Origin of the sequence: Paenibacillus apis (assembly GCF_018333295.1) — a bacterium.
GTDB lineage: Bacteria > Bacillota > Bacilli > Paenibacillales > Paenibacillaceae > Fontibacillus > Fontibacillus antibioticophila.
Genome location: NZ_BORS01000019.1, coordinates 64,938 through 89,299, shown reverse-complemented (window position 1 = coordinate 89,299; position 24,362 = coordinate 64,938). Strand labels below are relative to the sequence as shown.

Sequence of the window (24,362 nt, the reverse complement as noted above, 5' to 3'; positions counted from 1 at the left end):
TCCTGTTGTTCGATAAATTCGGTTGGCGAACCAAATTTATTGTAACATCGGGAGGAATTTTTTTGGTACATCGCTGGAAGCTCTCCTGAACCATACGCATAGCGTATGGTTTTCTTTTGACAAAAAAGACAGGAAGCTGAAGTACAGCTCCCTGCCAAAACAATTAAGTACTATATAAGTTGAACTAAAGATTGTACACTGGAGGCAACGTGTGAAGTGTGCTTACGATCGCTGTTGTTCGCGGATTTCTTTAATTGAACTAAGATATTATACGGTAGAAATCCACTCACAAAGGCGAACGCTTACGAGCATATGCTCCCGAAGTAGCTTCCTTTCAGAAAGCTTTTACTTCAGCACACTTCACACTTATGCCCTTTCTGTGCATTTTTTTAGTTCAACTTATATAGTTGATCAGCCTCTCTTAAATACCGTAGATCGCTTTGAATTTTTCCTCCAGATAAGCTGCGAGATAATCCGGATTCAGCGGCTCGCCCGTAATGTTCATGATAATCTCGGCAGGCTTGAGACTCTTGCCGTGTTTATAAATGTTCTCGGTCAGCCATTCCTTGATCGGCGTAAAGTTGCCATCTTCCACAAAGCCGTCAAATTGCGGAAGCTCCTTGCGGAGTGTATTTGTAATCTGTGCCGCATACATATTCCCAAGCGCATAGGATGGGAAGTATCCGAAGCTTCCTCCTGACCAATGCACATCCTGCAATACCCCCAGGCCGTCATTTGGCGGTGTTAGTCCCAGATAGGCCTTGTATTTCTCATTCCACACCTTTGGCAGCTCGCTGATAGGCAAGCCTTCGTTGAAGATCATCTTCTCAATCTCATAGCGAATAATAATGTGCAGATTGTATGTCAGCTCGTCCGCTTCCGTCCGGATCAGGGAGTTCTCGACCCGGTTAGCTGCGCGGTAGAACTGTTCTGCGGTCACGTCCTTCAGCTGCTCCGGGAAGTGCTGTTGAAGCTCTCCGTAATATCTTGTCCAGAATGCCTGGCTGCGGCCGATGATATTCTCCCAGAAACGGGACTGGGATTCATGAATGCCCATCGAGGTTCCCTGGCTCAGCGGCGTGCCTGCCAGCTCAGGAGAGACATTTTGCTCATACAAGGCATGACCGCCTTCATGAAGCGTACTGAACATCGAGCTGGTAGGATCATCCTGCAAGTAATGCGTAGTGATCCGAACATCACCCTGGTTCAGAGTAATTTCGAAGGGATGTACCGTTTCATCCAGACGCCCTGCCTCAAAGTCATAGCCAATTTGCTCGAGCAGGAAAAGCCCTATCTTTTCTTGCTGTCCTTTATCATACAGCTGATTCAAGAACGGAGCCTCCGGCTTGTTCGGTGAAGAGGTGATTGCATCCACAAGGGGGACGATTCTGTCACGGAACTGCCCGAATACCTGGTCCAGCTTTTCTACAGTCAAATCGGGCTCGTACATATCCAGGAGCGTATCATAACGGGTATCCTTCGGGCCCCAATAGTCAATAAACTCCTGCGTCAGCTCCACAATTCGGGTCAAGTAGGGTTCAAAGCCTGCGAAATCATTGTTTTCCTTGAAATCAGCCCATAGGGTCTCCGCATGCGCAGTAAGCTCAACATACTCCTGATACTTCTCCGGAGGAATTTTAACGCTGCGGTCGTATTCTTCTTGAACCAATTCCACCAGTCTGCGGCCTGTCGCATCCAGCTCGCCAAGCACAGTGTCATGATTAAGGTAGCTCAAGTATTGTCCCATTTCAGGCGAGGTTTGAAGCTTGAATGCTTCAGTCGAGAGAAGTCCGATCGTCTCAGATCGTGCTTCGGCTCCCTTTCTCGGCGCACCTGTACGCAAATCCCAGTGCATCAGGCTAACAGCCTCTTGGTAGCTGCTGATTTTACGCAAGAGATCCAGAAATAATTTCCATTGTTCTGCCGTTTCCTGCTTCATGAATACTACCACCTCGGTTTCATGATTTTTCTATTCTTCTTGATGATACTTTTTACAAACCGTATAATCAAATTTTAAGAACACTTATTTGCTTACCCAATTGCCAAAGGTCGCTAACAAAGGACACAAAAAAAAGGAGGAGATTCATTTGAGCCAGCTGCACTCAATACTTGATCACAACCAGGAGTTTGTAGCCAATAAGGAGTACGAGTCGTACATTACCGACAAGTTTCCGGAGAAGAAGATGGTCATCGTTACTTGCATGGATACACGGCTGGTGGAACTTCTTCCACGAGCAATGAATTTACGTAATGGAGATGCGAAGATTATCAAGAACGCAGGCGCGGTTATTTCCCAACCCTTCGGTAGTGTTATGCGCAGTCTTCTCGTAGCGATCTATGAACTGAAGGCCGCAGAGGTATTCATCGTTGGTCATACGGGTTGCGGGATGGCCGCGCTAAATGCTGACCGGGTCATTCATTCCATGCAGGATCAAGGCATTTCCGATGAGGTGCTTAACACACTGGAGAACTCGGGCATTAAACTGCACAAATGGCTGCGGGGCTTTGAGAATGAGAAGGAAGGCGTGATTCAAACGGTGAACATCGTGAAGAAGCATCCGCTGCTCCCCCCGAACATTCCTGTGCATGGCCTGCTGATTGATTCAACAACAGGTGCACTTGAACTGATCATCGATGGAAACAATGCATAAGAAAGCGAAGGTGAACCTCAGCTATGAACTTCAATGAATTGCCGGATCGTCGTGGAACCTTATCATATAAATGGGATCAACGGGAGAAGTTATTTGGCGGCGAAGATGTCTTGCCGCTTTGGGTAGCCGATATGGACTTCAAATGCTCCCCCGCGATTGTAGAGGCCGTCGTAGCGAGGGCGTCCCAGGGCATCTACGGCTACACGATCAAGAGCAAGGAATATGTGGACGCGATCACAGGATGGTTCCGAGACAGACACCATTGGACGATGGATTCTTCCTGGCTGACGGACTCTCCAGGCGTTGTCCCTTCCTTAAGCATAGCCGTTCGTACTCTTACCTCTCCAGGCGACCAGGTGATTGTAATGTCCCCGGTTTATAATCCTTTTTATGATGTGATCGTGAAAAATGAACGAACCATCGCGGATAGTCCCTTGATCCTCAAGGATGGGCGCTATGAAATGGATTTTGTCGCTTTGGAGAAGCACATGCGTGACGGCGCAAAGCTGGTTCTGCTCTGCAGTCCTCATAATCCCGGAGGACGCGTGTGGACGAAGGAGGAATTGCTTCAGCTTGGAGACCTGTGCATCAAATACGATGTGCAAGTCGTTGCAGACGAAATTCACTGCGATCTCGTCTTTGACGGCAACACGCACTATCCCTTTGCTTCCTTGTCATCCGCCTTGGCCGAACGGACCGTCACCTGCCTTGCCCCATCGAAGACGTTTAATATTCCCGGATTGCAGACCTCGTTCGTCGCTATTTCCAATCCTGATCTGAAGCGTCTTTTTGATGGAGAGGTGTCCGCTCTGTCTATCGGCTCGGTCAATTTCTTCGGACCTACCGCGACCATCGCCGCTTATACCCAAGGTGAGCCCTGGTTGGAAGCAGTGCTCACCTATGTCAAGGATAATCATGATTATGCGATTCAATATTTAGGCGAGCATTTGCCCGGCCTGACTCCGGTTCCTTCAGAGGGAACCTATCTCCTCTGGGTGGACTGTCGTTCCTTAGGACTTGCCCCCGCCGCATTAAAGCGGTTAATGTACCGGGATGCTAAAATTGCCTTCAACGAGGGTTCGATTTATGGCAAGACTGGCGTGGGCTTCCTCCGCATTAATCTGGCTTGTCCCAGAGATGTGTTGGCCGAAGCGCTCACGCGCTTTACGCAAGCTATCGAGCGTATCGGTTCTTAAAATGAACTGAATTCCCTATGCATCGAATGTCTTCCTTCCTCATACATCAATGGTATAGAGGAAGGAGGGATGTCGGTGAATTACGGTCCTTCGCTGGAACAGCGGGCCCTATTCTTCGCCGCAATTTGCGGACAGACTTATGTCCAATTCAACAATCCGGACGGCGTCTTCGTCGTTCCGTTTTCCTATCAATTCCACGGTACAATTTTCGCAAAATCTATATCCGGAACCAAGGAACGGTTTGGCTTCATCTTGGAGTCGTCCGAGGAGATCATTATCGCCTTTCGCGGCACAAGCTCGGCCCAAGACTGGATTTCCGATTTTATCGCCTCTCAAAAGCGTTATCCTTACCTGAAAGGCCCCCTGTACACACACAAAGGCTTCACTGACATTTACGCTTCATCCAGAAACAAATTAATTGCCTCGATTCGTAAGCTGCCTACCTCTAAGAAACTGTATATTACAGGTCATAGTCTTGGCGGGGCCTTGGCGACCTTATGCGCCTTGGATCTAGCCGCTAATACCTCTTTCACTTCTATCCAGCTATTTACCTTCGGTTCTCCCAGAGTTGGAGATCCAGCCTTCAGCAAAGCCTGTGCCCAATATTTATCTGACAGTTATCGCATTGCCAATCTGTTTGATATTGTGCCGCTTGCCCCTCCCAACGTTTACAAACCGCCCAGGCAGGAAGAGGTCTACTACTTCAATCATGTAAAATCTCGCTGGATGCTGGAATTCCAGAACGGCTCGGTCAGCCTGAATCATGTGATCAGCAGCTATTATCAAGAGCTTGCCAGGCAAAATCCTGAGTATGCTGCTTATTTAAGCCGCCAGAACCCAGGTTTTTGCCCCCAATAAGAAAAAGCATAAATACCCGTTGCTGCTGTACAGCGCCGGGTATTTATGCTTTATTATCCTCGTTATTCAATTGTCTTCTGTCCTCCAACCGTCAACCAATCCATATCCAAGACATGGTGTTCATTGATTTGACATCCGAATTTTCTCGCACTCCTCGTCGGGCGGTACCTCCATGTCCTGCATACAGGGGGTGAGTTCCCGCGTACACGATAGTCACAAGCCGCGCTGTCACGGACGCGTCTTCTCGGGTGAGGCTATCGCCTGTAGTACGCTTCGCTTACCTTTTCCATCGGAATCGCGCTCCTTCTTAGCAAGCTAATTCTTGCATGGAATGGAAAACTCCTACTGCGCATCATCATCGGAACCGCTTGTGAGCAGGTACTTCTGATGATGTCTTTATTCTACCTGCAAACACTTAAAATTTAAAGTTCTGTAAGCGCTCTTAAGCGCGTGTTCTACACTCTCCTCGGACGTGAACGAAGCTCAGTAAGATATTCCATACTTTTCCTCTCTATTTCTAACTTTTTCGAGTATTTTCAAATAGGCAAGCAAGGGCTTTTCCGCTTGGAAAAGCCCTTGCTCCATTTAGATAGAGGTGCTCTGAAGCGGTTTTCCCATCTCCAAAAGCTGTTTGTTCCGGGACAAAAGCAGAGACATGACGACCATCAACGCCCCTGTTCCAATAAGCAGCCATTCAATCGCAATGACATCCGCAATCGGACCGAATATCAGCATACCGATAGGCATCATCGACGTTGAGATCATGCTGAATATCCCAAAGATTCGGCCAAGATAGCTCTCATCAACCCTCTCCTGTATCATCACGGTTGTCGGCGTATTGAAGAGCGGTACGGCAATCCCGAAAGCGCCCATAAACGCCAGATAGAGCCAAAAGAACGGCGCTATACCGAGGGCAAACGTGCAGACGGCCATGATCAAACTGGCGAAAGCCATCGTATGGACTTTATTGCGGAATCCGCCCCAGGAAGCGATGATAGCACCACCGGCCATCATGCCGATTGAGAAGGCGATCTCAATCGCCGTCAGCCGCCATACATCGTCTCCAAATGTCCGGGTGACCTGAAGCGGAGTCAGAAACGATGCCGGAGCCATCAGCACGAAAAATACGGCAAAGAACAGGAAGAAGGATTTCAAATAGGGATGCTGTTGAATATAGGTCAACCCTTGTTTGAAATCGGCAAGATAGCTCGTTGTTTGCTCGGCAGCCGCCTTTACGTGTACCGGAATTTTAAAGAACAAAAGCAAGGTCAGAATAGCAATCGCTGCTGTAATCACATCAATGAAGAAGATCGCTTCGAGTGTAGCCATGGTAAGTAATGCTGCGCTGGCCATAGGAGCCACAAACATCATTACCGCTTGCAAGGTCCCGTTTATGCCGTTAACTTGTGTGAGCTTGTCGGAAGGCACGATCTGCGGCAGTATGGCTCCGACTGCAGGAGATTGGATTCCGGCGCCAACCGCCCGGATCGCTGCCATCACGAATAACAGCCAGATCTCCTTATATCCAAGCAGGAAAACAATCGCCAGAATGAATGTCGCAATGGCTATCATGCCATCTGCCATAATGATTAGCCTTTTTCGGTTATATCGGTCCGCCCATACGCCAGCAACTGGAGATAACAAAAAGGTTGGAATGAACCCGCATACAATGTATAAGGTCATCATCAGACCAGACTCGGTAGTGAGGGTGATGTACCACATGATCGCGTATTGCACAAGTGAAGATCCGAATAGCGAAATCGTTTGGCTGCTTAAAAACAGGATAATATTCCTTTTCCAATTCTCCATAAAAACCCCCAGTATTGTTTATTGAATATACTGTTTATATAGTACACTAATATTCAAGCTATGACAATCCAAACGAAGGAAATTAGAATAATACTAGTTTAGCCCAACTTAGCGGACTCAGCCATTCTCCTCAAACGGAGCTCGATGCCGTCCAGAATCAATTCGAGTCCAAAGTCGAATTCCTGATCCAGGTCCTCCATACCGTTGTCATCTGAGGAATTATCGCCGGACATCAGTAACGGATGCAAATTCGGGAATTGTTCCTCGCTTGCAAGCTCTTTGAGTATACGGCCATAATCCTCCCCTGTGAATTCGCCAAAGCTCTTTCCCGTCTGAAACGTCCTGGACATATCGACCAATAATTGTCCGCACGCTCTGGCGTAATTGCTCAAGAGCAGGATAATGCCTGTCTTGAAGTTCGGACCGATCTCGAAGCCGCTGAGTCCCTGAAGCGTCCAATCCACGATCCGCAGCGTATTCGGCGTAATCGGAACCCCCGAAATTGGAATATCGGTGATCCAAGGGTGGTTCCGAAAGACAGATATGGTGCTCCACACAAAATATTTCATGTTATCTCGCCAATCCGCCGAGTCTATGTGTTCCGGCAGTTTCAATTCATACACGGCCTCCTGCATGAGCAACAGAAGATCGTCCTTGCTGGGTATATAACGGTATAAGGACATAGCGGTGTGACCGAGCGAGGCTGCGACTCGGCTCATGGAAACCGCGGATAAACCATCTTCATCGGCGATGGCAATCGCACTGTCCACGATTTTCTGGATGCTTAGCTCCCGTTTTGGCCCGCGCTGCGGCTCTTTTACCAATCCCCAGGCAATAGCAACTCCTTGAGGCATCTTACTTAAGGCCGTGTTCAGCTGTTCATTGTCTTTCTTTGACATAGTTGAACGTCCCACTTCCCTCTCGATTTACTGTGTATTATCTAAACAGTATATCACAGCATAAAGCCTGCAGACCAAGTATCCGTCAGATACAGAGCTGCAGGCTGTTAATATGACGCTTTAATATTATGGGCCCTTTATTGTTTGACTTCGTTCGCTCCGGTCACTTTTCCATCAATCTTCGCAGAGTTTTTTACATCATCACTGGAGAAATACAGATTTCCATCAATGGTTGCCGTAGCATCCAGGTGAAAGCCTGCTGCTTCAACATAGACATCTCCCTTGACAGTCCCTCCCTGAATCAGAAGATTCTCACTCTTCACCGTTAACTTAGGCACACTCAGGGTATAGCTGTCTGTGATGTTATGGTCTGCATCCTGAGCATACAGGGCAATTTTACGATAAACATCTCCGTCTGCTGCCCCCTTGTCGTGGAAGGTCCCGGCCACGGTTACCTCCTGCTCGATCGCCAGATCATTCAGCGTCGCGATGATCCAGGTCCCTTGCTCGCTAACCGCATTTACGAATGCATCAGACTGGTTCACGATCGATGGGGTTGTCATGGCATCCGCATTTCCGTTTCCATTATTACCGGCATTCGTGTTGCCGTTATTTGTTGTTCCTGTATTTCCGGTATTTGTATTGCCGGTATTCCCGTTATTCGCATTATTTCCGCAGCCGGCCAATAAGGCAATTACCATTCCCCCAACCAATAAGCTCTTAGCAATCTTCACAGTTGTTTCCTCCTCGACAATGTTGAATTTTGTTTGCAGCCGAATATCTTTACGAAACTTTCCATCTGCTGCCGCGTTTAGAAAGATATCAGCACTCCGAATGGACATAGTCTTTCCTGCGTCCGGTTTGGATATTCCATTCGGATAATCATTACCCTTTCCAGGAAGGAAGAATCGATTCCATGAAAATTAACGCGCCAAAAGCTCGAAGATTCGGCGGAATTACGGTTACAATCTTGCTGTTCACTGCGATTCTGGTCTTCCTTGGCTATACTTACACTCATTATTACTCTGTGCGCGTATTCTATCTGGATCAGGCTAAGTATGCCCTTGATCATACTGAGAACGGCAAGTCTCTGTACACATCATCCTCGGGTCCTGAGGTTCTGGTTCAAGAAGCGGGAGACAACCGCGAGCTTTCAATCAACGGCAAGACCTTCTCGATTATTTACGAGAAGGCCTTGAGTGGATTTGCATATGAGGTTCGTTATCCGGAGGGTACGACGTATCGGGTAACCCGTCAAGGAGATATGTTCCTGGCTCTCAATGAACAAGGAGAATTTATTCCCGAGCTCATGTTTGAAGTAAACGGTACCAGAGTGCTTTCTCCGGGAGAAGAGCGATATTTCCCCTCTGCTCTGGTTACCGCAGCGTATCCCTATTTCCACGACTCGCAAGGAAGCTTCGGCATTTTGGTACTGTCCGTTGCTTTGTTTATGTTTGGCTGGTGTACTTTCCGATATGAAAAGTTCCAGCGCATCCTCTTCTGGGCTTCGCTCCGCTGGATTTGGTTCGAGCAGCCCGAGCCTAGCGACTTTTATTTCTTCACGTCCAAAATCAGCGGGATCGTCATCATGCTTGGTTCCATCGTGGTCGCCTTTCAATCTTTGTAGCTGCTCAGTTGAACTAATGATTATACACTAGAGGCCACGTATAAAGTGTACTTACGATCGCTGTTGTTCGCGGATTTCTTGGATTGAACTTAACCATGAAAATGAAGAACTCCGCTCTCAAAGGCGAACGCTTCGCTTCTAGAAGAACACTTTATACTCTTGCCTTTTTCGTGTAGCTTCTAAAGTTCAACTCTCCCTACCCAATACTTACCTTATCGGCAGAGGCGGAAGCGGCAACATCCCCGTACCAGAGCAGCTGCATTTCTTCATTCTGCTCAAGCAGATCATTCAGCGTCCCTTCCGCTTCAATCCGGCCATCCTTCATCACGATGATATGATCCGCTCTGGTAAGCGCCGCTCTCCGATGCGAAACTGCGATGCAGGTTACATCTTGTTCATGGAACAAGCCTTCCCACACCAACTGCTCGGTTTCCACGTCCAAAGCACTGGACAGATCGTCAAAAATATAGAGATCGGCGCTCGCCATCAACATTCTGGCCGTTGCAGCTCGCTGAATCTGTCCGCCGGACAGCATAACGCCCCTTGGTCCGACATAAGTCTCAAGCCCCTTCTCCAGATCCGTAACATCCTTCTCCATAACGGCAAGCCGCAAGGAACGATTCAATCTCCCCTCGCCTCCCCGGCTTCTGCCTTGCACAATGTTCTCTCTTAACGTATCACTGAACAAACGCGGAACCTGAGGAGTATATGCCGCTCTCGGCGGAATCATGAAGGAAGCAGGGTCGATTACCCGGCCGTTCCATAGGATCTGCCCCTCCTGCTTCGGCAAAAGTCCCAGCAGGGTGCGCACCAATGTCGACTTCCCTGATCCGATCCGTCCAGTAATGACCACAAATTGCCCCTTCTTCAAGCTGAGGCTGATATCCGCAATCCCATGCTCGCTGTCAGGATAACGATAGGTCAACTGCCGAACCTCCAGGGAGCGAAGCTGCTGCTTCGGATCGCCCTGAATCTCGGAAAGCTCCGGAGGCTCGGCGTTGAGGTAAGTCTCACGGAAATCCATGATCCGGTCCTCTTCCCCCGGTTGAAACAAGGTTCGCATCCGGTCATATGGAACTTTAAGGCGTTTATGTTGATAGACCATATATCCGAACAAGGAAATACCGTAACCGATGTTAACCAAATACGTGTTAAACAGGGCGAAATCCCCCACGGTGAAGGCGCCTGACCTCATCTCGGCCGCGCACATCAGCAGGATTAAACCGGTGGATATGCTGATAATGTTCTGGCTGATCGACTGCATCCACTGCTTGAACAAATTGTCTCTCAGCGCGGCTTGCCGCCGTTCTTCATTCAGCTTGGCAAATCTTTTATGCACGTGGTTCTCCGACTGTCCCAGCTTCAAGGCCTGCACTGCCCCAAAGCTCTCCGCAATGAAGCTCGTGATCCGGCCTGTCGCTTCCCGGTTCTTCTGCCCGTATTTACGAGCCCGATTCCCGGTTAAATTGTTCAGCAAAGTAACCACAACAAGCGGAAGCACGGCGACCAGTGTAATTTTCCAATTGATCGAAGCCATAATGGCAATGGACACCAGGGAAAATACAAGTCTTCCCCAGAAATCCACCCAGGACTCCACGTAATCGACAACCTCATTGACATCGTCCCGGAAGCGGCTCATAGCCTCGCCCGGTGAAGCCGGCAAGTTTCGCCCCGGCCAGCGCATGATTCCTGCCAGCATATTGGTACGCAAAATCGCCTGTATATGGTAGATATAAGTCACCCATTGATAGAAAGCGGTAAAGAAGGTGCCTACCCGGAACAATCTGGCAACCGCGATGCAAATCAGCGGCACAGCCAGCCACAGGTAATCGGCTTGTTGATCGGCTGCACGGTCAAAGAACCACTGCATGCCAATTCCGATAACGAGCGGAACCGTATGAAAGATGCACCACAATAATCCATTGATAAAAAAGAGAAACGGCGTAAATCGAAACAATCGCCGTATAAAACCCGATACCGTCATGCCAGCTCCTCCTCCCGTCCGGTCATCAGCAGTCTGGCATAATGAGAGCCCGGATCCTCTGCCAGCGCCGTCCGCTCTCCGAATTCCAACATGCGTCCGTTCCCGAGCACCATGATTTTATCGACCTGCTCCAGCGTTGCCAGCCGGTGAGCAATAATTACTCCTGTGGAGCGGCTCATCAGTTGGTCTACAGCTCCTTGCAGCAGCGATTCCGTTGCCGCATCTAATCTCGAGGACGGTTCGTCCAGGATAACTAGGCTGGGCTCTGTCAGAAATACCCGGGTCAAAGCAAACAGCTGCGCTTCACCAGCTGACAATGAAGATCCTCCCGAGCTTAAATGCGTATCTAGCCCTTCAGGCTGCGCGTCGATCCAATGGCGCAGTCCAAGCCGTTCTGTCGTCTCCAGAATTTCCGCATCCGTGATTTCCCCATTAAACAGGGTCAGATTATCGCGAAGGGAGCCGTCGAACAGCTGGACATCCTGCGTCACCATGCCAACCCTGCGGTACAGCGCAGGCAGCTTCATGCTCGTAATGTCAATTCCTCCGACCCGAATGACGCCGCTGTCGATATTATACAGGCGAAGCAGCACCCGGCTGAGACTGGATTTTCCGCTGCCGGTCCTGCCAATGATACCCAGCCGTTCTCCCGGCTTCACCCGGAAAGTAATGTTCTGGAGCACAGGCTTCTCTTCCGTGTAGCTGAAATTAACGTTATCAAATTCCAGCTCCAGAGCACCTTCAGGCAGCACATCTTCCTCCCCGCCCGCAATGTCGCTGTGCAGTGACAGCAGCTCCCGGGAACGCAGCATGCCTGATTTAGCCTTTTGAAATTCCTGAACCTGATCCCCCAACTGCTCAATCGGATCATTCAGCATCTGCGTGTACTGATAGATGAGAAACAAGGTGCCGAGGCTGATCTCCCCTGCAAAATAATACCGAACACCGAGCAGCAGCACTGCCGTCACCGCAAGCGCGAACAAGACCACGGTCGTGTTCCACGGAATCACCCGCATCATCCACGCTCGCCGGCCCTTCAGAAACACGGTGCGCATCAGCTTGAAATACCGGTTCATAACATAGCCCACGTTGCCGTTCCCTTGAACATCCTCGATGCCCGCAATGCGTTCTTCAATCAGTCCGAATAATGAAGCGCTCGCCTCGCGCTCCTGCTTGGAGGAATTAACCCCCCAATTGCGGATCACGACCATAAAGAGAATCGACAGCAGTGTAAATAGGGTCATGACCAATGCGATCGGAACATTGACCGTAAACATAAAGCCAAGGATTCCCGTTAAGAGCACAAAGCTCCCGATGACCTGCACAATGAACATCGCAAAGAAATTCGAGACACTCGTCACATCGCCATCGATCCGTTCGATCATCTCTCCCGGCGTTTTTTCATTGTGAAATTTCATGTCCAGCCGCAGGCAATGCAGAAGCAGATCGCCGCGAAGCCGATTTGTTGCCCGCCAGGAGACGTCATTGCCAAGGTAGCTGACCGCTACCACAATCAACTGATTGGAAAAGGCCACAACCAGAAACAGGCCGGCAAGAAAGAGCAGGCGTTCGAGCGTCCCGCCTTCCGCTGCAGTGTCAATAAATCGCTGGACCACTTGCGGATTGAACAGCTGCATACCGGTGGATGCAAGAAGCAGAACAAGCAGCAACAGCAGCCGCCACTTGACCGGACTTAAGTATTTCATCAGCCATGCCATTGATATTTTCTCTTTTTTGGGCACAGTGCCCACCCCCATCCGCAAACCAAAGATGCATTTGTAATAATTGAAAGGCTATAATTACCATTTTACATGAATATGGGCCGCAGCCAAGTGAAAGAACGATTATAATCTTTCCTTATGCCGCTTCAATTCGCATGCAATCGCTTTGACAGGCTTGCTCTCCAGCTGTCTGACAATTCCTCTACAGCCAGAATGGTACGAATGGCTTCCTGATTCTCCTTGTCAATGTACTTGATTCGGTTTGCGAAAGAGACGGTAACCCCCATCGGGTGCCGCTTTTCCAGGATCAATCTGTCCTCCCGCGAAACCTTCCCTTCCTTCAGCACACGAAAATAAAAACCGGTAAAGCCGGTCTCCTGCACCTTCAGCGGCATGTCCTGAGCTCCGTAACGTGCCGCCAGCTTGTAGCAAGGCTGCCGGGGCTGGCTTATCTGTACCACAGCTTCGCCAAGCAAATAAATGTCTCCGATGCACACTTCGGTCTCCAGAAGGCCCTTGGTCGTCAGGTTTTCTCCGAACGCACCCATTTCCAGCCTTGTTGTGAGCTCGCCTTCCCAATAAGGATAATGCTCGTACGGATATACGCATACCGCCTTGTCTCTGCCGCCGTGATTGACCAGATCCGCCTGCTCATCCCCGTCAAAATTGCAATGGGACAGGAAGATGGCATCCGTGACCGGAAGCTTCTTGATTGCCGACGCTACCTCTCTATTGTTGTACATAAGCGGGGCAGGCTTGCCCGTGTTTAACGATAGGATCTCAGCAGATTTCATCCCTGCCTTCAACCTCCTTGTCGACATTAAAGATTAAAAGAGCCCGAATAGCCTCTATAAACCTGTCTTCATACTCCTTCGACAGCCACTTCTTCGGAATCAGCACGTGCTTGGAAGCATTTCCTTGCAAATAGCTGTAGATAATCTGCGCTTCATCAATTTCGTCACGGGTAGGCCTTTCAGTAGAGGAGGTCGCCCGCTCATGAAGTCGGTTTTTGAGCAGGGATTGGATCTCAGCTTGAGTCCTAGGCGTCTCAAGCTCCTGAGCATGATAAACGCCGCTCCACAGCACCTTGTTTCTATGGATCAAAAACAGCTTGTACAATTCAGCATCCAGTGGCTCCAGACAAAGAATTGCATGATCCTCCTTCATAAATTCAATCACTTGATTCTTGCGCTGTAATGGAATAAGCAGGTTCAGGCGGTCCCTGAATTTCACAGCACCTTCAAAATCATATCTTTCTGCAGCTTCCTGCATCATTTGTTCCATAGCCCGTATTAATTGCTGATCTTCACCGCTAAAAAAGGCATGAATCCTGTCGATAATCCTTTCATACTCCTCCCGGGCTGCGTCATCCACGCACATCCCGATACATTTTCCAAGGGAGTAATTCAGACAGGGCTTGCCGGAGGGCGAAGTCTGATTGCAATCGATCCGGAAGCTGTCTAGAATCCCTTGGATCGCTTCCTCTATTCGATGAATGCTTGAAGTATAAGGTCCGAAGCTTATCCCCCCCTCCCATTCCTCCGGATGATGTGTGACTCGGATACGTCGCCGCTCTTCCCGGGGTTGAATCACGATATAGGTATAAGCAAGTGTATTTTTCATTTTTTTATTGTAGACAGGTTTATATTTATGAATGTAACTGCACTCTAGCAGAAGCGCTTCGAATTCCGTATCCGTCGGGTGAATCTCCAGATCCTTAATCTGGGAGACCATCCGTCTTACTTTGTTGGAATGGGCTTCCGAGAGATGAAAATAAGATTGAACCCGCTGTTTTAAATTTTTGGATTTCCCGACATAAATAATTCCTCCCGCTGCATCCTTCATAAAATAGACCCCCGGTACAGCAGGAAGCAGAGCCAGCTTGTCCTTTAACATTCCGGATTCCTCCTCTTCATCTCTTTGCAGACCACAGATAATACAAGGCCATATTTCAGTCTAACTAATCTCTTTTGATAAGGATAGATGCTTTTTACAGATTTTCAATACAAAAAAGATCCCGGCAGAGTGCGAAGGGTCTGCGCAGGACCTGGACATCAGGAACGGAAGCGCCATCAGCGAGCAAAATACATCGAATTCGCTGTATGGGGCAGGTTGGCCATATGATGTTGATTTACCGAAGCCAGATGTGTATTTGCAGGAAAGCAATCCAGCGGCGGGCCAAGAATCACCGATTGCTTCAGTGGAGCGACCGCTCTCTCGTATTCCTCCTCATTGATACAATAGGCCTGTTTAAAGACCTCTTTAGGCGTACAGCGCAGAAAGTCCGATGCGTATACAATGTCCGGTGTAGGCTCATCAAAAATCGCCAAGATATGGGCTTGCTCAGATTGAGTGATGATCCAGTGGAACCATCCTTTAGGAAGAATAGCTACCTGTCCCGGCTTCAGGCAATAGGTCATCAACCGTTGCTGAAAGGGATTAAAGACGGAAGTGATCACTTCTCCATGGATGACAAAGATCATTTCGCTCGCATTCGTATGCCAATGCGGATTCACCATTACGCCTTTTGTTAGATGAATATTGAAGAAACCGGTTCGGATCGCTGGCAGTTGTTCGCCGAACAATTGTGTAATGTAGTTATGCGGGTCCCGTTTATAATTCAAGACGATATTGGAATCACCGGCCAGTTGAAGATTATTCGATTGCATGAGGTAACCTGTCAAAGCTGTATTCCCCCTCCATAGGTATGTGTCTATCCAATGTATGTCTGATAGAGCCCATATGTTACAGAGAAGGATTCATCCTACATCATGATCTCTTCTACTACAATGTCGCGTTCTACTGATAAATCTACAAATCGTTCATTTACCTGCACCAGCGGACGGAAATAGTCGGTCGGATTATTCCATACGATTCGCGCCGTCTCTCCATTGCTGAGCTTTGCCTGCTTCCCGACGAAATGGGGGAGCAATTGTCGGGTCAGAGCCTGAACCGCCCGCTCGCTCAGTTCTCCAAAGCCCAGATCGTATACCTTCTTGAGCACCGTGAGCAGACCTGGCTTCCCGTTGATCCGATCCGCGGCCGTCAGGTCTACATATCTGTTTGCAACTGCCACGATTTTGGAATACGGATGGATATCATCGGCATTCAGCCCTTGCGGGTAGCCGGTTCCGTCCTCCCGCTCATGATGCTGCAGCGCTACCAGTGCCGGAGCGATATCCGGCATGGAGTCCCTGATAATTTCGTAGCCATAACGGGTATGCCGCTGCATCTCGTCTTTCTGGGCTAGGTTCATTTCCTCCGTTTGATTGCGAAGCTCCTGGCCTACCTTACTCTTGCCAATATCATGAAGACATCCGGCTTTGCCAATCTGGAAGCATTCCTCCCGGCTATAGCCGAGCCATGATGCCAGGTAATAGGACAAAAGACCCACCTGCAAGGAGTGGTTATAAATATTCACGTCTTCCTCACTGAACATAATCATCAGGGAGACCACATCCTTGCTGTGGTCAAACATTTCAACCATCGGCTTAAGACGCTCATCCACCATATTCTGGTTGATTTTGCCTGTTGTCAGCGCCTCCAAAAAGATGGCCTGAAATCCCTTTACCGTACGGTCATAATCTGCCTTGAGCCGCTGCATGAACTGCTCGCGGTTCAACCCTGTGAAGGAATCTTGTTCCTCCCGTTCAAAAATATCTGCGTACTCTATGCTATGGCGGATTAGGAGCGCAATTTCTTCCTTATGTATACTTGTGCCTGCAGGCAGGACATGCAGTCCCGCACGGTTGAAAATATCCGATCTAAGCCTGTCTCCATCGCGAAGGTCCATCACATGTGTCTTCATCCTATTTCCCTCCTTAATTCAACTAACTTAAATATCGTTCATTTGTCCTCTTTATTGAATAGTTCAAAAGTAGGCTCTTCAACGACAGAATAATTTTTCCATCTAAAGCCATTCTATATATTATTCTGTGCATCTAACTCATCAGAAAGGAGTCACAGCGATGCCATTCCGACGGAAAACGCCACTGCCTAAACAAAGAAAAGCCGCTAATTCCTCATCTTCTCCGCAGAGCCAAGACTATGGCACGGATTTGGAGTCCCGTCTGCATTGGCTCGAGAACGAATTTGAGAATTGCGCGGATATTATTATCCGCAGGTTTACAATTAGCACCGGCAATGATTGCGCCATTATATATATCCGCAACATGATCAATCAACTGACCGTACAAAATTCAATCATTCGAAGCTTGCAGCGGGAAGCCGCCGAGCTGGAAGAGTACAATATTTACGAATTCCTGTTTGATGCAAGAGGGCTAACCGCCTCCCAGAACGATGTAATCAGCGACTTGAAGCTGGGAATGGACGCCGTGCTTCGATCCGGAGTATTGCTATTGATTGATGGCGATGAGCGCATGCTCACATTTAATATCTCGGATTATCCAACCCGCTCCATCGAAGAAGCTCCTAATGAGTCGGTTATTCGGGGCCCCCGAGAATCATTTATTGAGGATTTGGAGAAAAATTTGACCTTCCTGCGAAGACGGATTAAGAGCAATCAATTAAAGATTGAGTTCAAAACTTTAGGCAGATTAACAAACACCTCGATTGCAATTGCCTATATTGAGGGGATCTGCAAGCCTGAATTGGTGAAAGAAATAAAGAGACGCATGGCTCATATAGATACGGACAGTATCGATGGAGCGACCAGCATTGAGGAAATCATCGAGGATAACCCCTACTCGCCCTTTCCTCAGCTGCAGTATACGGAACGGCCGGACGTGGTATCCGGATCCATACTCGAAGGTAGAGTTGCGATCTTGGTGGACGGGACGCCTATGGCTTTGCTTGCACCTGTAACCCTTCCCATGCTGTTGCAGTCTGCCGAGGACTATTATCAACGATATATCGCCGCGAACTGGATCCGCTGGATTCGATTCATTTTTGTTGTGGTGTCCCTGCTCCTGCCATCCCTTTATATCGCAGTCACTACATTTCATCCCGAGATGATCCCATCCAAGCTACTAATCACCATCGCAGCGGCTCGGGAAAATGTGCCTTTTCCGGCCTTAATGGAGGCCTTCATGATGGAAATAGCTTTCGAAGCGCTGCGCGAGGCCTCTGTTCGCATTCCGAAGTCAATCGGACAAGCGGTATCGATCATCGGTGCATTAATTATCGGAACAGCAGCTGTTGAAGCAGGAATCGTGTCTGCCGCGATGGTCATTATCGTTTCCTTGACAGGCATCGCGTCCTTCATCATTCCGCACTTTGACTTGGGGTTATCTTTCAGACTTCTGCGGTTTCCAATCATGCTGCTTGCCTCTGTATTGGGCATGTACGGCATTGCCTGCGGATTGATACTGGTCTTCGTCCATCTCGTCCATTTGAAATCGTTCGGAGTACCTTACATGTCACCGGTAGCTCCACTCATTACTAAGGATCTCAACGACACTCTGGTTCGTGCGCCTCGGTGGAAGATGGACAAACGACCGCTGCAATTAACACGCAATACTACTAAGCAAGCCAACCACGCACGAGCATGGACAAAGCAGAAAGGAGAATTGGAATGAGCTTTCTTAACAAACAGCGAAGGTTCCTGGCTATAGTCCTGCTTATTCTGCTTCTGTTTACAGGTGTCGGAGGATGCTGGTCCTCCATGGAACTGAATACCCGGGCTTTTGTTCAATCCGTGTTGATTGATCGGACTGAAGACGGTCAAATTCAACTCTATGTTGGCGTTCCCTTGCCAAATCGCATGGTACCTGGACAAGCGGGCGGAAGCGGCCCTCAAACAGCCGAGCCGTTCACCTTTGTAGGGAAAAAGGCCGAGAACATCTCTCAGGCGCTTCGCTTAATTCAAGTGGATATCTCCAGGAGCCTCTCATTTGGACAGACTAGAGTCATTGTTGTTGGCAGGAGAATGGCAGAGCACGGTATCGACGAGATCATCGAATTCGTCAATCGACAGCCCGCCTTCCGTTTAAGCGCTAATTTGTATGTCACAAGGAACAATGTTGACGAGGTCATGAAAATCCCTCTGGTGTTCGAACGATTTTTGTCCGATATCCTCAAGCGTTATGTGAGTACGCATGTTACTCTGGATACCACGGTCAAGGATTTTAAACTTGCCAAATATAAAGGCGGCGATATCCTCACCCCGCTGGTTGTCTTCGGCAAAGCATCCGAGATCAGTGCGGAGAATCCAAAGAAGAATATGTGGATGGGTTCCGGCGGCGCTGCAATTTTCAGCGGCGGAAAGATGTCTGACATCACCTTGAACCGGAAGGAACTTCAGGGAGCTCTCTGGATCAGCTCACAGATGAAATCATCCATTATTACAGTCTATTCTCCAACCGATGGCAAAGAGATCAGTTGTACAACGGAAGGGGTAAGCACCAGCATTAAGCCCATCATCAAGAATGGACAAATCTCCTTCAAAATCAAGAGTAAAGCCAAGGCCCATGTCCTGTCCTCGATGTCTGACATTGATTTTAAGGATCCTGAGGTCATTCTTCAGGTCGAGAAAATTCTCGATAAAGACACGGAAAGAAGATTACGGCTAGTCATCGATAAGACGCGTCAAGCCCGATCCGATTCCTTTCTTATGAGCCAGTATCTGGATTGGAGATATCCAAAAGCATGGAATTCCATTAAGCATCGATGGAAATCCTATTATGCGACCGAATTACCGATCGAAATCGATGTAAGTATCCGGTTAAATCGAACTGGCGGCGTTTATCGCTCTATTAAACAGGAAACCGAGAAAATACGGTAAAAAAAGGGGAGATACCATGATCGGAATATTGATTATATTCTTGATCACGATCGGGATCAATTGGCGGTTACAAAATAAAGATGATGGTGGAAACAAGGACAGAGTCATCGTTATGATCGTATCTGTCGGATTGTTTCTACTAGCAGAGCTATTCTTCTTCTATCAGGATCAATGGACCATTCCCATGCTGTTAAGAAAAGCTTCAAGCATGCTGTAATGCTAAATTTCCCGGGGCAAGTCAAGGATTGGAGGTCTGGATCATGAATACGAAGGTCACTAATATGTCCGTCTTTTCCCTGTTCAATTTATACAGCTTTACGACGATTATTGCGTTCATGCTTTGCCTTCTGGTCGACGGCAGTGCCTTTTCTACTCCGGCAGCAACGATAGCGGGAGCGATTCTGGGCTGTATGATCGCTTATCCGGCCTATAAAGTAGGTATGTCCAGACCTGGAGAGTTTTTGGGAAATTACGGTCATGAGCTGGTGGGAAAAATCCCGCATTACACCTTTATGATTTATTTTCTACTTGTCAACATCATTATTACGACCATTGATTTAAGACAACTCTCTGATTTTCTATTGGCTGAATACTTGAACGGAACGCCCGGTTGGGTGATTGTGATTATTTTTATGATCTGTGTGGCGTATGTGGTGTATTGCGGGATCGAGACGATTTTTACTGCCGCTCAAGGCATCTTTCTAATCAATGCGTTGTTCTTTTTGCTCATTCCATTCTTTGCATATCAGGAGCTTGAGATGGAAATGTTCAATGCTTTCGTAACCCATCTTCAACCAAAGCAATTCGGCTTTGGAATGATCAAGATCATCTTGACGTTCGGTCAATTAGGATTTCTGTTCCTGCTGTTCCCCTACTTGAAAAAACCGGAAAAGACATTCCGCACCTTTGTGTTTACCACATGCAGTGCGACGGTAGTCTTATTGGCCCACGTTATTTCCGTGCTTCTAACCTTTGGACCCGAGCTCACCGCAAATTTGATGTATCCAGCGATAGACCTGGTTCGTTTTGTTCGGGTGGGCTCGTTCATCGAAACCTTTGATCCAATTCTGATCATCCTGTTTCTAACAAGCGTATTTGTGAAAATATCCTTTAACCTGTTTTTATGTGTACTGTGCTTGAGTCATATTACGGGTGTAAAGGAGTACAAATCCTATGCCCTGCCTGTATCTGCCTTCGTCGGGGCCTACTCGCTTGTGGTTATCCAATCCCAACCTGAGCTGGTTGATTTCCTTGAATATGAATTCATATTCATCTTGGTGGTTGCCGAATTTCTGATCCCTTGGCTCTATTGGATTATGCTGCTGATCCGAACGCATATGCGCAAAGCAAAGCCCGCCGGCTAAACGCCAACGGGCTTGCTGAACAGTTTAAGGTGCAGGTGGAGTGGAGGTGGAGGTGCTTCCTGTGATCGATTGAAGATCAATGAATGGAGTGGCTCCTCCGGTAACAGAAGGGAGACGTCCATCCCATTTCTCCAAAGCCTTTTCCTGAACTTCGATTTGCTTCAGTTGAACCAGCTCAGGCGTAACCTCTTGCTTCTTCAGCTTGAGCGCAGCCGCTTCCGCTTCAGCCTGGGCGATCGTCTGTTGGGCTTCGATCTCGATCCGCTTCAGATCATTGCTGGCCTTCAATGCCTGCTGCTGAGCAACCTGCTTGGCTTCGATCGACTGATTAAAGGCATCGGAGAATTTGAAATTCACGATATTCACTTCGTTCACGATCAAGTCGTATTTGGCCAGACGATTGGTCAAATGCTCACTGATCTCACCGGCTACAAGATCACGTTTAGCGATCAAATCCTCCGCCTGATAACGGGCCGTCACTTCCTTCACAATCTCTTGAATCGCAGGATTAATAATGACCGCATCATAATTGCTGCCGACATTGTTCATCAGTTCGAAAGCCGATTCCTTGTTCACGGAGAAGTTTACCGCCACATGGGTGGATACGGGCTGCAGATCCTTCGAGGATGCCGTTGCATCGGTTTCCGATTTCGTCACCTGTGTATTAACCTGAATAACATTTTGAACAAATGGAATCTTTAAATGAAGGCCGGGTGCCAACACACTGCTGTGCAGCTTACCGAATGTCTTATACAATCCTACATGCCCGTATTCCACTTGAGCCACACTGCTCGCGCCAACAATCAACAATAATACTACCAGCACTGCCGTAGTCGTTAATCCCCTCATATTCCGCACTTTCTTAGGTGATTGGTTTACTGTCTCCATCCTGCTCTCCCCCATATCGTTCTGTTAGTAAGGCCATGTTTGGCAATCTTATCAGTAATACGGGAATAGCAAGTATTGGTCGCAAAAAATTCTAATTACATTTGCCGGGACAACCATGCCCGGTCCTGATTCCATTCCACATGAACCGGAATCTCAAAGAAAGAGGATAACACCTCGCTATTTAACATATCTCTCGTATTTCCCTGCTTGAAAATCTGACCCCGGCGGAGCAGTAATGTCTTGGAGAATAGAGGCAGGATCTCCTCCGTATGGTGGGTTACATACATCATATGAGGCGAATCCGGCAGAGCGCCAAGCTCGGCAATACTGTCCAGCAGCCCTTCTCTGGAGATAAAATCAAGCCCGTTCGCCGCTTCATCCAGAATCAACAGCTTCGGGTTAGCCATCAAAGCCCGGGCAATCAGCAGCTTCTGTTGTTCTCCCTGGGAGCAGGTCTGATACGTTCTGTCCCATAAATGGCCGCACCGTAATTGAACCATTAATTGTCTGGCCCGGTCAAAATCCTCGGGCTCCGGCTGCTCATAAATGCCAATCGACGCATACTTGCCGCTAACAACCAGCCGCTGAGCCGTCTCTCCCCCATGAATTCTCGCTTGAAGAGAAGAGCTGACCCAGCCAATGGATTTACGCAGCTCGCGGAGATCGACCTCTCCGTACTTTTCACCTAGCACTCGTATTTGTCCGGTTGACGGCCAGATATACCCGCAGATCAGATTCAGCAGCGTGGTCTTCCCGGATCCGTTCAATCCAAAGATCGCCCAATGCTCCCCGTCTTCCGCCTTCCAGCTCATATCGCTTAAGACTTCTTTGCCTTCCCGTCTCCAGCTTACCTGCTCCAGCTCCACATAATTGCTCATCACCATCTGCCCCCTTAGGAATTCAATACACCGAATTGAGCCTGATGCAGTCGGCTGTAATGGCCGCCGGCCCCTACCAGGTCTTCATGTCTTCCCTGTTCGGAAATTCCCTCTTCAGAGACAACCACAATTCGGTCTGCATTCTTGATCGTCGCCAGACGGTGAGCGATCACAAGCGTTGTGCGGCCTTCGGACAGCTCAGCCAGCGACTTCTGTATCGCCAGCTCTGTCTCGGTATCCAGCGCAGAAGTCGCTTCATCCAGAATCAGGATCGGCGGATTCTTGAGGAACATTCGCGCAATAGCCAAGCGTTGCTTCTGCCCGCCGGACAGCTTCACACCGCGCTCCCCGATCACCGTCTCCAACCCTTCCGGCTGAGCCAGAATGAATTCCTCCAGCTTGGCGCGGCGTGCCGCCTCCCAAATCTCCTCTTCGTCAGCATCAAGCTTGCCGTAAGAAATATTTTCCCGAATAGAACCCGAGAATAAGTACACATCCTGCTGCACAATCCCGATATTACGGCGAAGTGATGATAGCGTCATCTTCCGGATATCGGTTCCGTCAATGGAGATCGATCCGTCATTAGGTTCATAAAATCTCGGAAGCAAGCTGCACAGGGTCGTCTTCCCGGCTCCAGAAGGTCCGACAAAGGCGACGGTCTCACCGGCCCGAATCCTTAGTGAGATATCATTCAGCACATTGGCCTCGCCGTCATATCCAAAGCTCACGCGGTCGAATACGATATCCCCCTTCAGCCAGCCCGCATCAACTGCATCCGCTTGATCCGTTACATCAGGAGCTGTATCCATAATCTCGAGATAACGCTTGAAGCCCGCTATGCCCTTCGGATAACTCTCGATAATTGCATTAATCTTCTCGATCGGGCGCGTGAATACGTTAGCAAGCAGCAAGAATCCGATAAACTCGCCGTAGGACAGCTCACCGCGAATGACGAACCAGGTTCCGCATACCATAACAAACAAGGATACCAGACGCATCATCATATAATTGATCGACATACTTCCCGCCATAATCTTATAGGCTTGAAGCTTTGTCGTGCGGTATTTTCCATTATTCTCAGCGAACTGCTTCTTCTCGTGTTCTTCGTTGGCAAAAGCTTGGACGACGCGGATCCCGCCGATATTCTCCTCAACTCTTGCATTGAAATCAGCCAGAGCCCCAAACAATCCCCGGTAGGTCTTCGTCATCTTACCATTATAATGAAGCGCTACCCATACAAGCACAGGAACCACTAGGAAGGTCAGTACCGCAAGCTTCCAGTGAATGGACAGCATTAACAGGAAAGAGCCGATCAGCGTCATGAACGCAATAAAGACGTCCTCGGGCCCATGGTGGGCAACCTCGCCAATATTATCCAGGTCATTCGAAATTCGGGACATCAGGTGGCCTGTCTTGTTATTGTCATAAAAGCGAAAGGACAGCTTCTGCAGATGGCCGAACATTTTTCTGCGCATCCGGGTCTCGATATTGACACCCAGCATATGCCCCCAGTAAGTCACGATGTAATTCAATGCCGTATTCAAGACATAAACACCCAGCAATGCGGCGCTTGCCAGAATAATCAGATTCCAATCCTTCCCCGGGAGAAGCTTGTCTACGAATTGATTGACCGCGATCGGAAATCCCAGCTCCAGGAGTCCGGCAATGACCGCACAGCTGAAATCCAGAATGAACAGATTTTTATAAGGCTTATAATATGAAAAAAAGCGGCGTAACATCTATGT

At 48.6% G+C, this 24,362-nt stretch carries 21 protein-coding genes; 8 read left to right on the top strand and 13 right to left on the bottom strand.

All coding sequences use genetic code 11. The features are described 5' to 3' along the window. Positions 1–421: 421 nt before the first annotated feature. A complete protein-coding gene (locus tag KI362_RS21815; protein WP_301630462.1) occupies positions 422–1,939 on the bottom strand; it encodes a carboxypeptidase M32 in 1,518 nt (505 codons plus the stop codon). Between the two features lie 148 nt (positions 1,940–2,087). Between KI362_RS21815 and KI362_RS21810 the strand changes: the two genes are divergently transcribed. The 3 genes from KI362_RS21810 to KI362_RS21800 all read left to right on the top strand — a co-directional run bounded on the left by KI362_RS21810 (position 2,088) and on the right by KI362_RS21800 (position 4,705). Then, positions 2,088–2,651, top strand: a complete 564-nt coding sequence (locus KI362_RS21810) for a beta-class carbonic anhydrase (RefSeq protein WP_301630460.1) — start codon at positions 2,088–2,090, stop codon at positions 2,649–2,651. A 23-nt stretch (positions 2,652–2,674) separates the two neighbouring features. After that, positions 2,675–3,847, top strand: coding sequence for a MalY/PatB family protein (locus KI362_RS21805; RefSeq protein WP_301630458.1), 1,173 nt, complete (start codon positions 2,675–2,677; stop codon positions 3,845–3,847). Positions 3,848–3,916: 69 nt separating this feature from the next. Next, positions 3,917–4,705 carry a lipase family protein gene (locus KI362_RS21800; RefSeq protein ID WP_301630456.1) on the top strand — a complete coding sequence of 263 codons (789 nt, stop codon included), beginning with the start codon at positions 3,917–3,919 and terminating at the stop codon, positions 4,703–4,705. 585 nt (positions 4,706–5,290) lie between these two features. Here KI362_RS21800 and KI362_RS21795 read toward each other — a convergent pair. The 3 genes from KI362_RS21795 to KI362_RS21785 form a co-directional block, all read right to left on the bottom strand. Beyond that, a complete protein-coding gene (locus KI362_RS21795) occupies positions 5,291–6,514 on the bottom strand; it encodes an MFS transporter (protein WP_301630454.1) in 1,224 nt (407 codons plus the stop codon). A 98-nt stretch (positions 6,515–6,612) separates the two neighbouring features. Next, on the bottom strand, positions 6,613–7,413 hold the full coding sequence (locus tag KI362_RS21790; protein ID WP_301630452.1) for a TetR/AcrR family transcriptional regulator: 801 nt from the start codon (positions 7,411–7,413) through the stop codon (positions 6,613–6,615). Positions 7,414–7,550: 137 nt separating this feature from the next. Beyond that, the gene (locus KI362_RS21785; RefSeq protein WP_301630450.1) at positions 7,551–8,147 is read right to left on the bottom strand and encodes a polymer-forming cytoskeletal protein; all 597 of its coding nucleotides are present in this window, start codon (positions 8,145–8,147) and stop codon (positions 7,551–7,553) included. A 182-nt stretch (positions 8,148–8,329) separates the two neighbouring features. Between KI362_RS21785 and KI362_RS21780 the strand changes: the two genes are divergently transcribed. Then, a complete protein-coding gene (locus KI362_RS21780) occupies positions 8,330–9,040 on the top strand; it encodes a hypothetical protein (RefSeq protein ID WP_301630448.1) in 711 nt (236 codons plus the stop codon). 196 nt (positions 9,041–9,236) lie between these two features. Here KI362_RS21780 and KI362_RS21775 read toward each other — a convergent pair whose 3' ends face one another. From KI362_RS21775 to KI362_RS21750, 6 genes are all read right to left on the bottom strand, one after another. Further along, positions 9,237–11,024 carry an ABC transporter ATP-binding protein gene (locus KI362_RS21775; RefSeq protein ID WP_301630446.1) on the bottom strand — a complete coding sequence of 596 codons (1,788 nt, stop codon included), beginning with the start codon at positions 11,022–11,024 and terminating at the stop codon, positions 9,237–9,239. Beyond that, positions 11,021–12,742 (bottom strand): ABC transporter ATP-binding protein, encoded by a 1,722-nt coding sequence (locus KI362_RS21770; RefSeq protein WP_301630444.1) that lies wholly within the window; start codon positions 12,740–12,742, stop codon positions 11,021–11,023. Before KI362_RS21770 ends, KI362_RS21775 begins: the two co-directional genes overlap by 4 nt. A gap of 149 nt (positions 12,743–12,891) precedes the next feature. Continuing rightward, positions 12,892–13,539, bottom strand: coding sequence for an MOSC domain-containing protein (locus KI362_RS21765; RefSeq protein ID WP_301630442.1), 648 nt, complete (start codon positions 13,537–13,539; stop codon positions 12,892–12,894). Beyond that, positions 13,526–14,641 (bottom strand): GIY-YIG nuclease family protein, encoded by a 1,116-nt coding sequence (locus KI362_RS21760; RefSeq protein ID WP_301630440.1) that lies wholly within the window; start codon positions 14,639–14,641, stop codon positions 13,526–13,528. The genes KI362_RS21765 and KI362_RS21760 overlap by 14 nt, the downstream gene beginning before the upstream one ends. Before the next feature lie 176 nt (positions 14,642–14,817). Beyond that, positions 14,818–15,429, bottom strand: coding sequence for a cupin domain-containing protein (locus tag KI362_RS21755; protein WP_301630438.1), 612 nt, complete (start codon positions 15,427–15,429; stop codon positions 14,818–14,820). A gap of 80 nt (positions 15,430–15,509) precedes the next feature. Beyond that, positions 15,510–16,553, bottom strand: coding sequence for an HD-GYP domain-containing protein (locus KI362_RS21750; RefSeq protein ID WP_301630437.1), 1,044 nt, complete (start codon positions 16,551–16,553; stop codon positions 15,510–15,512). Positions 16,554–16,713: 160 nt separating this feature from the next. Between KI362_RS21750 and KI362_RS21745 the strand changes: the two genes are divergently transcribed. The 4 genes from KI362_RS21745 to KI362_RS21730 are packed head-to-tail and all read left to right on the top strand — an operon-like array spanning position 16,714 to position 20,851. Further along, positions 16,714–18,282, top strand: a complete 1,569-nt coding sequence (locus KI362_RS21745) for a spore germination protein (protein ID WP_301630435.1) — start codon at positions 16,714–16,716, stop codon at positions 18,280–18,282. Then, positions 18,279–19,487 (top strand): Ger(x)C family spore germination protein, encoded by a 1,209-nt coding sequence (locus KI362_RS21740; protein WP_301630433.1) that lies wholly within the window; start codon positions 18,279–18,281, stop codon positions 19,485–19,487. The genes KI362_RS21745 and KI362_RS21740 overlap by 4 nt, the downstream gene beginning before the upstream one ends. Before the next feature lie 16 nt (positions 19,488–19,503). Then, positions 19,504–19,704 (top strand): hypothetical protein, encoded by a 201-nt coding sequence (locus KI362_RS21735; RefSeq protein ID WP_301630431.1) that lies wholly within the window; start codon positions 19,504–19,506, stop codon positions 19,702–19,704. Between the two features lie 43 nt (positions 19,705–19,747). Next, complete coding sequence (locus KI362_RS21730; RefSeq protein WP_301630429.1) at positions 19,748–20,851, top strand: GerAB/ArcD/ProY family transporter; 1,104 nt, start codon at positions 19,748–19,750, stop codon at positions 20,849–20,851. Between the two features lie 24 nt (positions 20,852–20,875). Here the strand turns inward: KI362_RS21730 and KI362_RS21725 are convergent, their stop codons facing one another. From KI362_RS21725 to KI362_RS21715, 3 genes are all read right to left on the bottom strand, one after another. Then, positions 20,876–21,739 (bottom strand): prohibitin family protein, encoded by an 864-nt coding sequence (locus KI362_RS21725; protein ID WP_044478826.1) that lies wholly within the window; start codon positions 21,737–21,739, stop codon positions 20,876–20,878. 95 nt (positions 21,740–21,834) lie between these two features. Then, on the bottom strand, positions 21,835–22,617 hold the full coding sequence (locus KI362_RS21720) for an ABC transporter ATP-binding protein (protein WP_301630427.1): 783 nt from the start codon (positions 22,615–22,617) through the stop codon (positions 21,835–21,837). Between the two features lie 14 nt (positions 22,618–22,631). Beyond that, positions 22,632–24,356, bottom strand: coding sequence for an ABC transporter ATP-binding protein (locus KI362_RS21715; protein WP_301630425.1), 1,725 nt, complete (start codon positions 24,354–24,356; stop codon positions 22,632–22,634). Between the last annotated feature and the right edge of the window lie 6 nt (positions 24,357–24,362).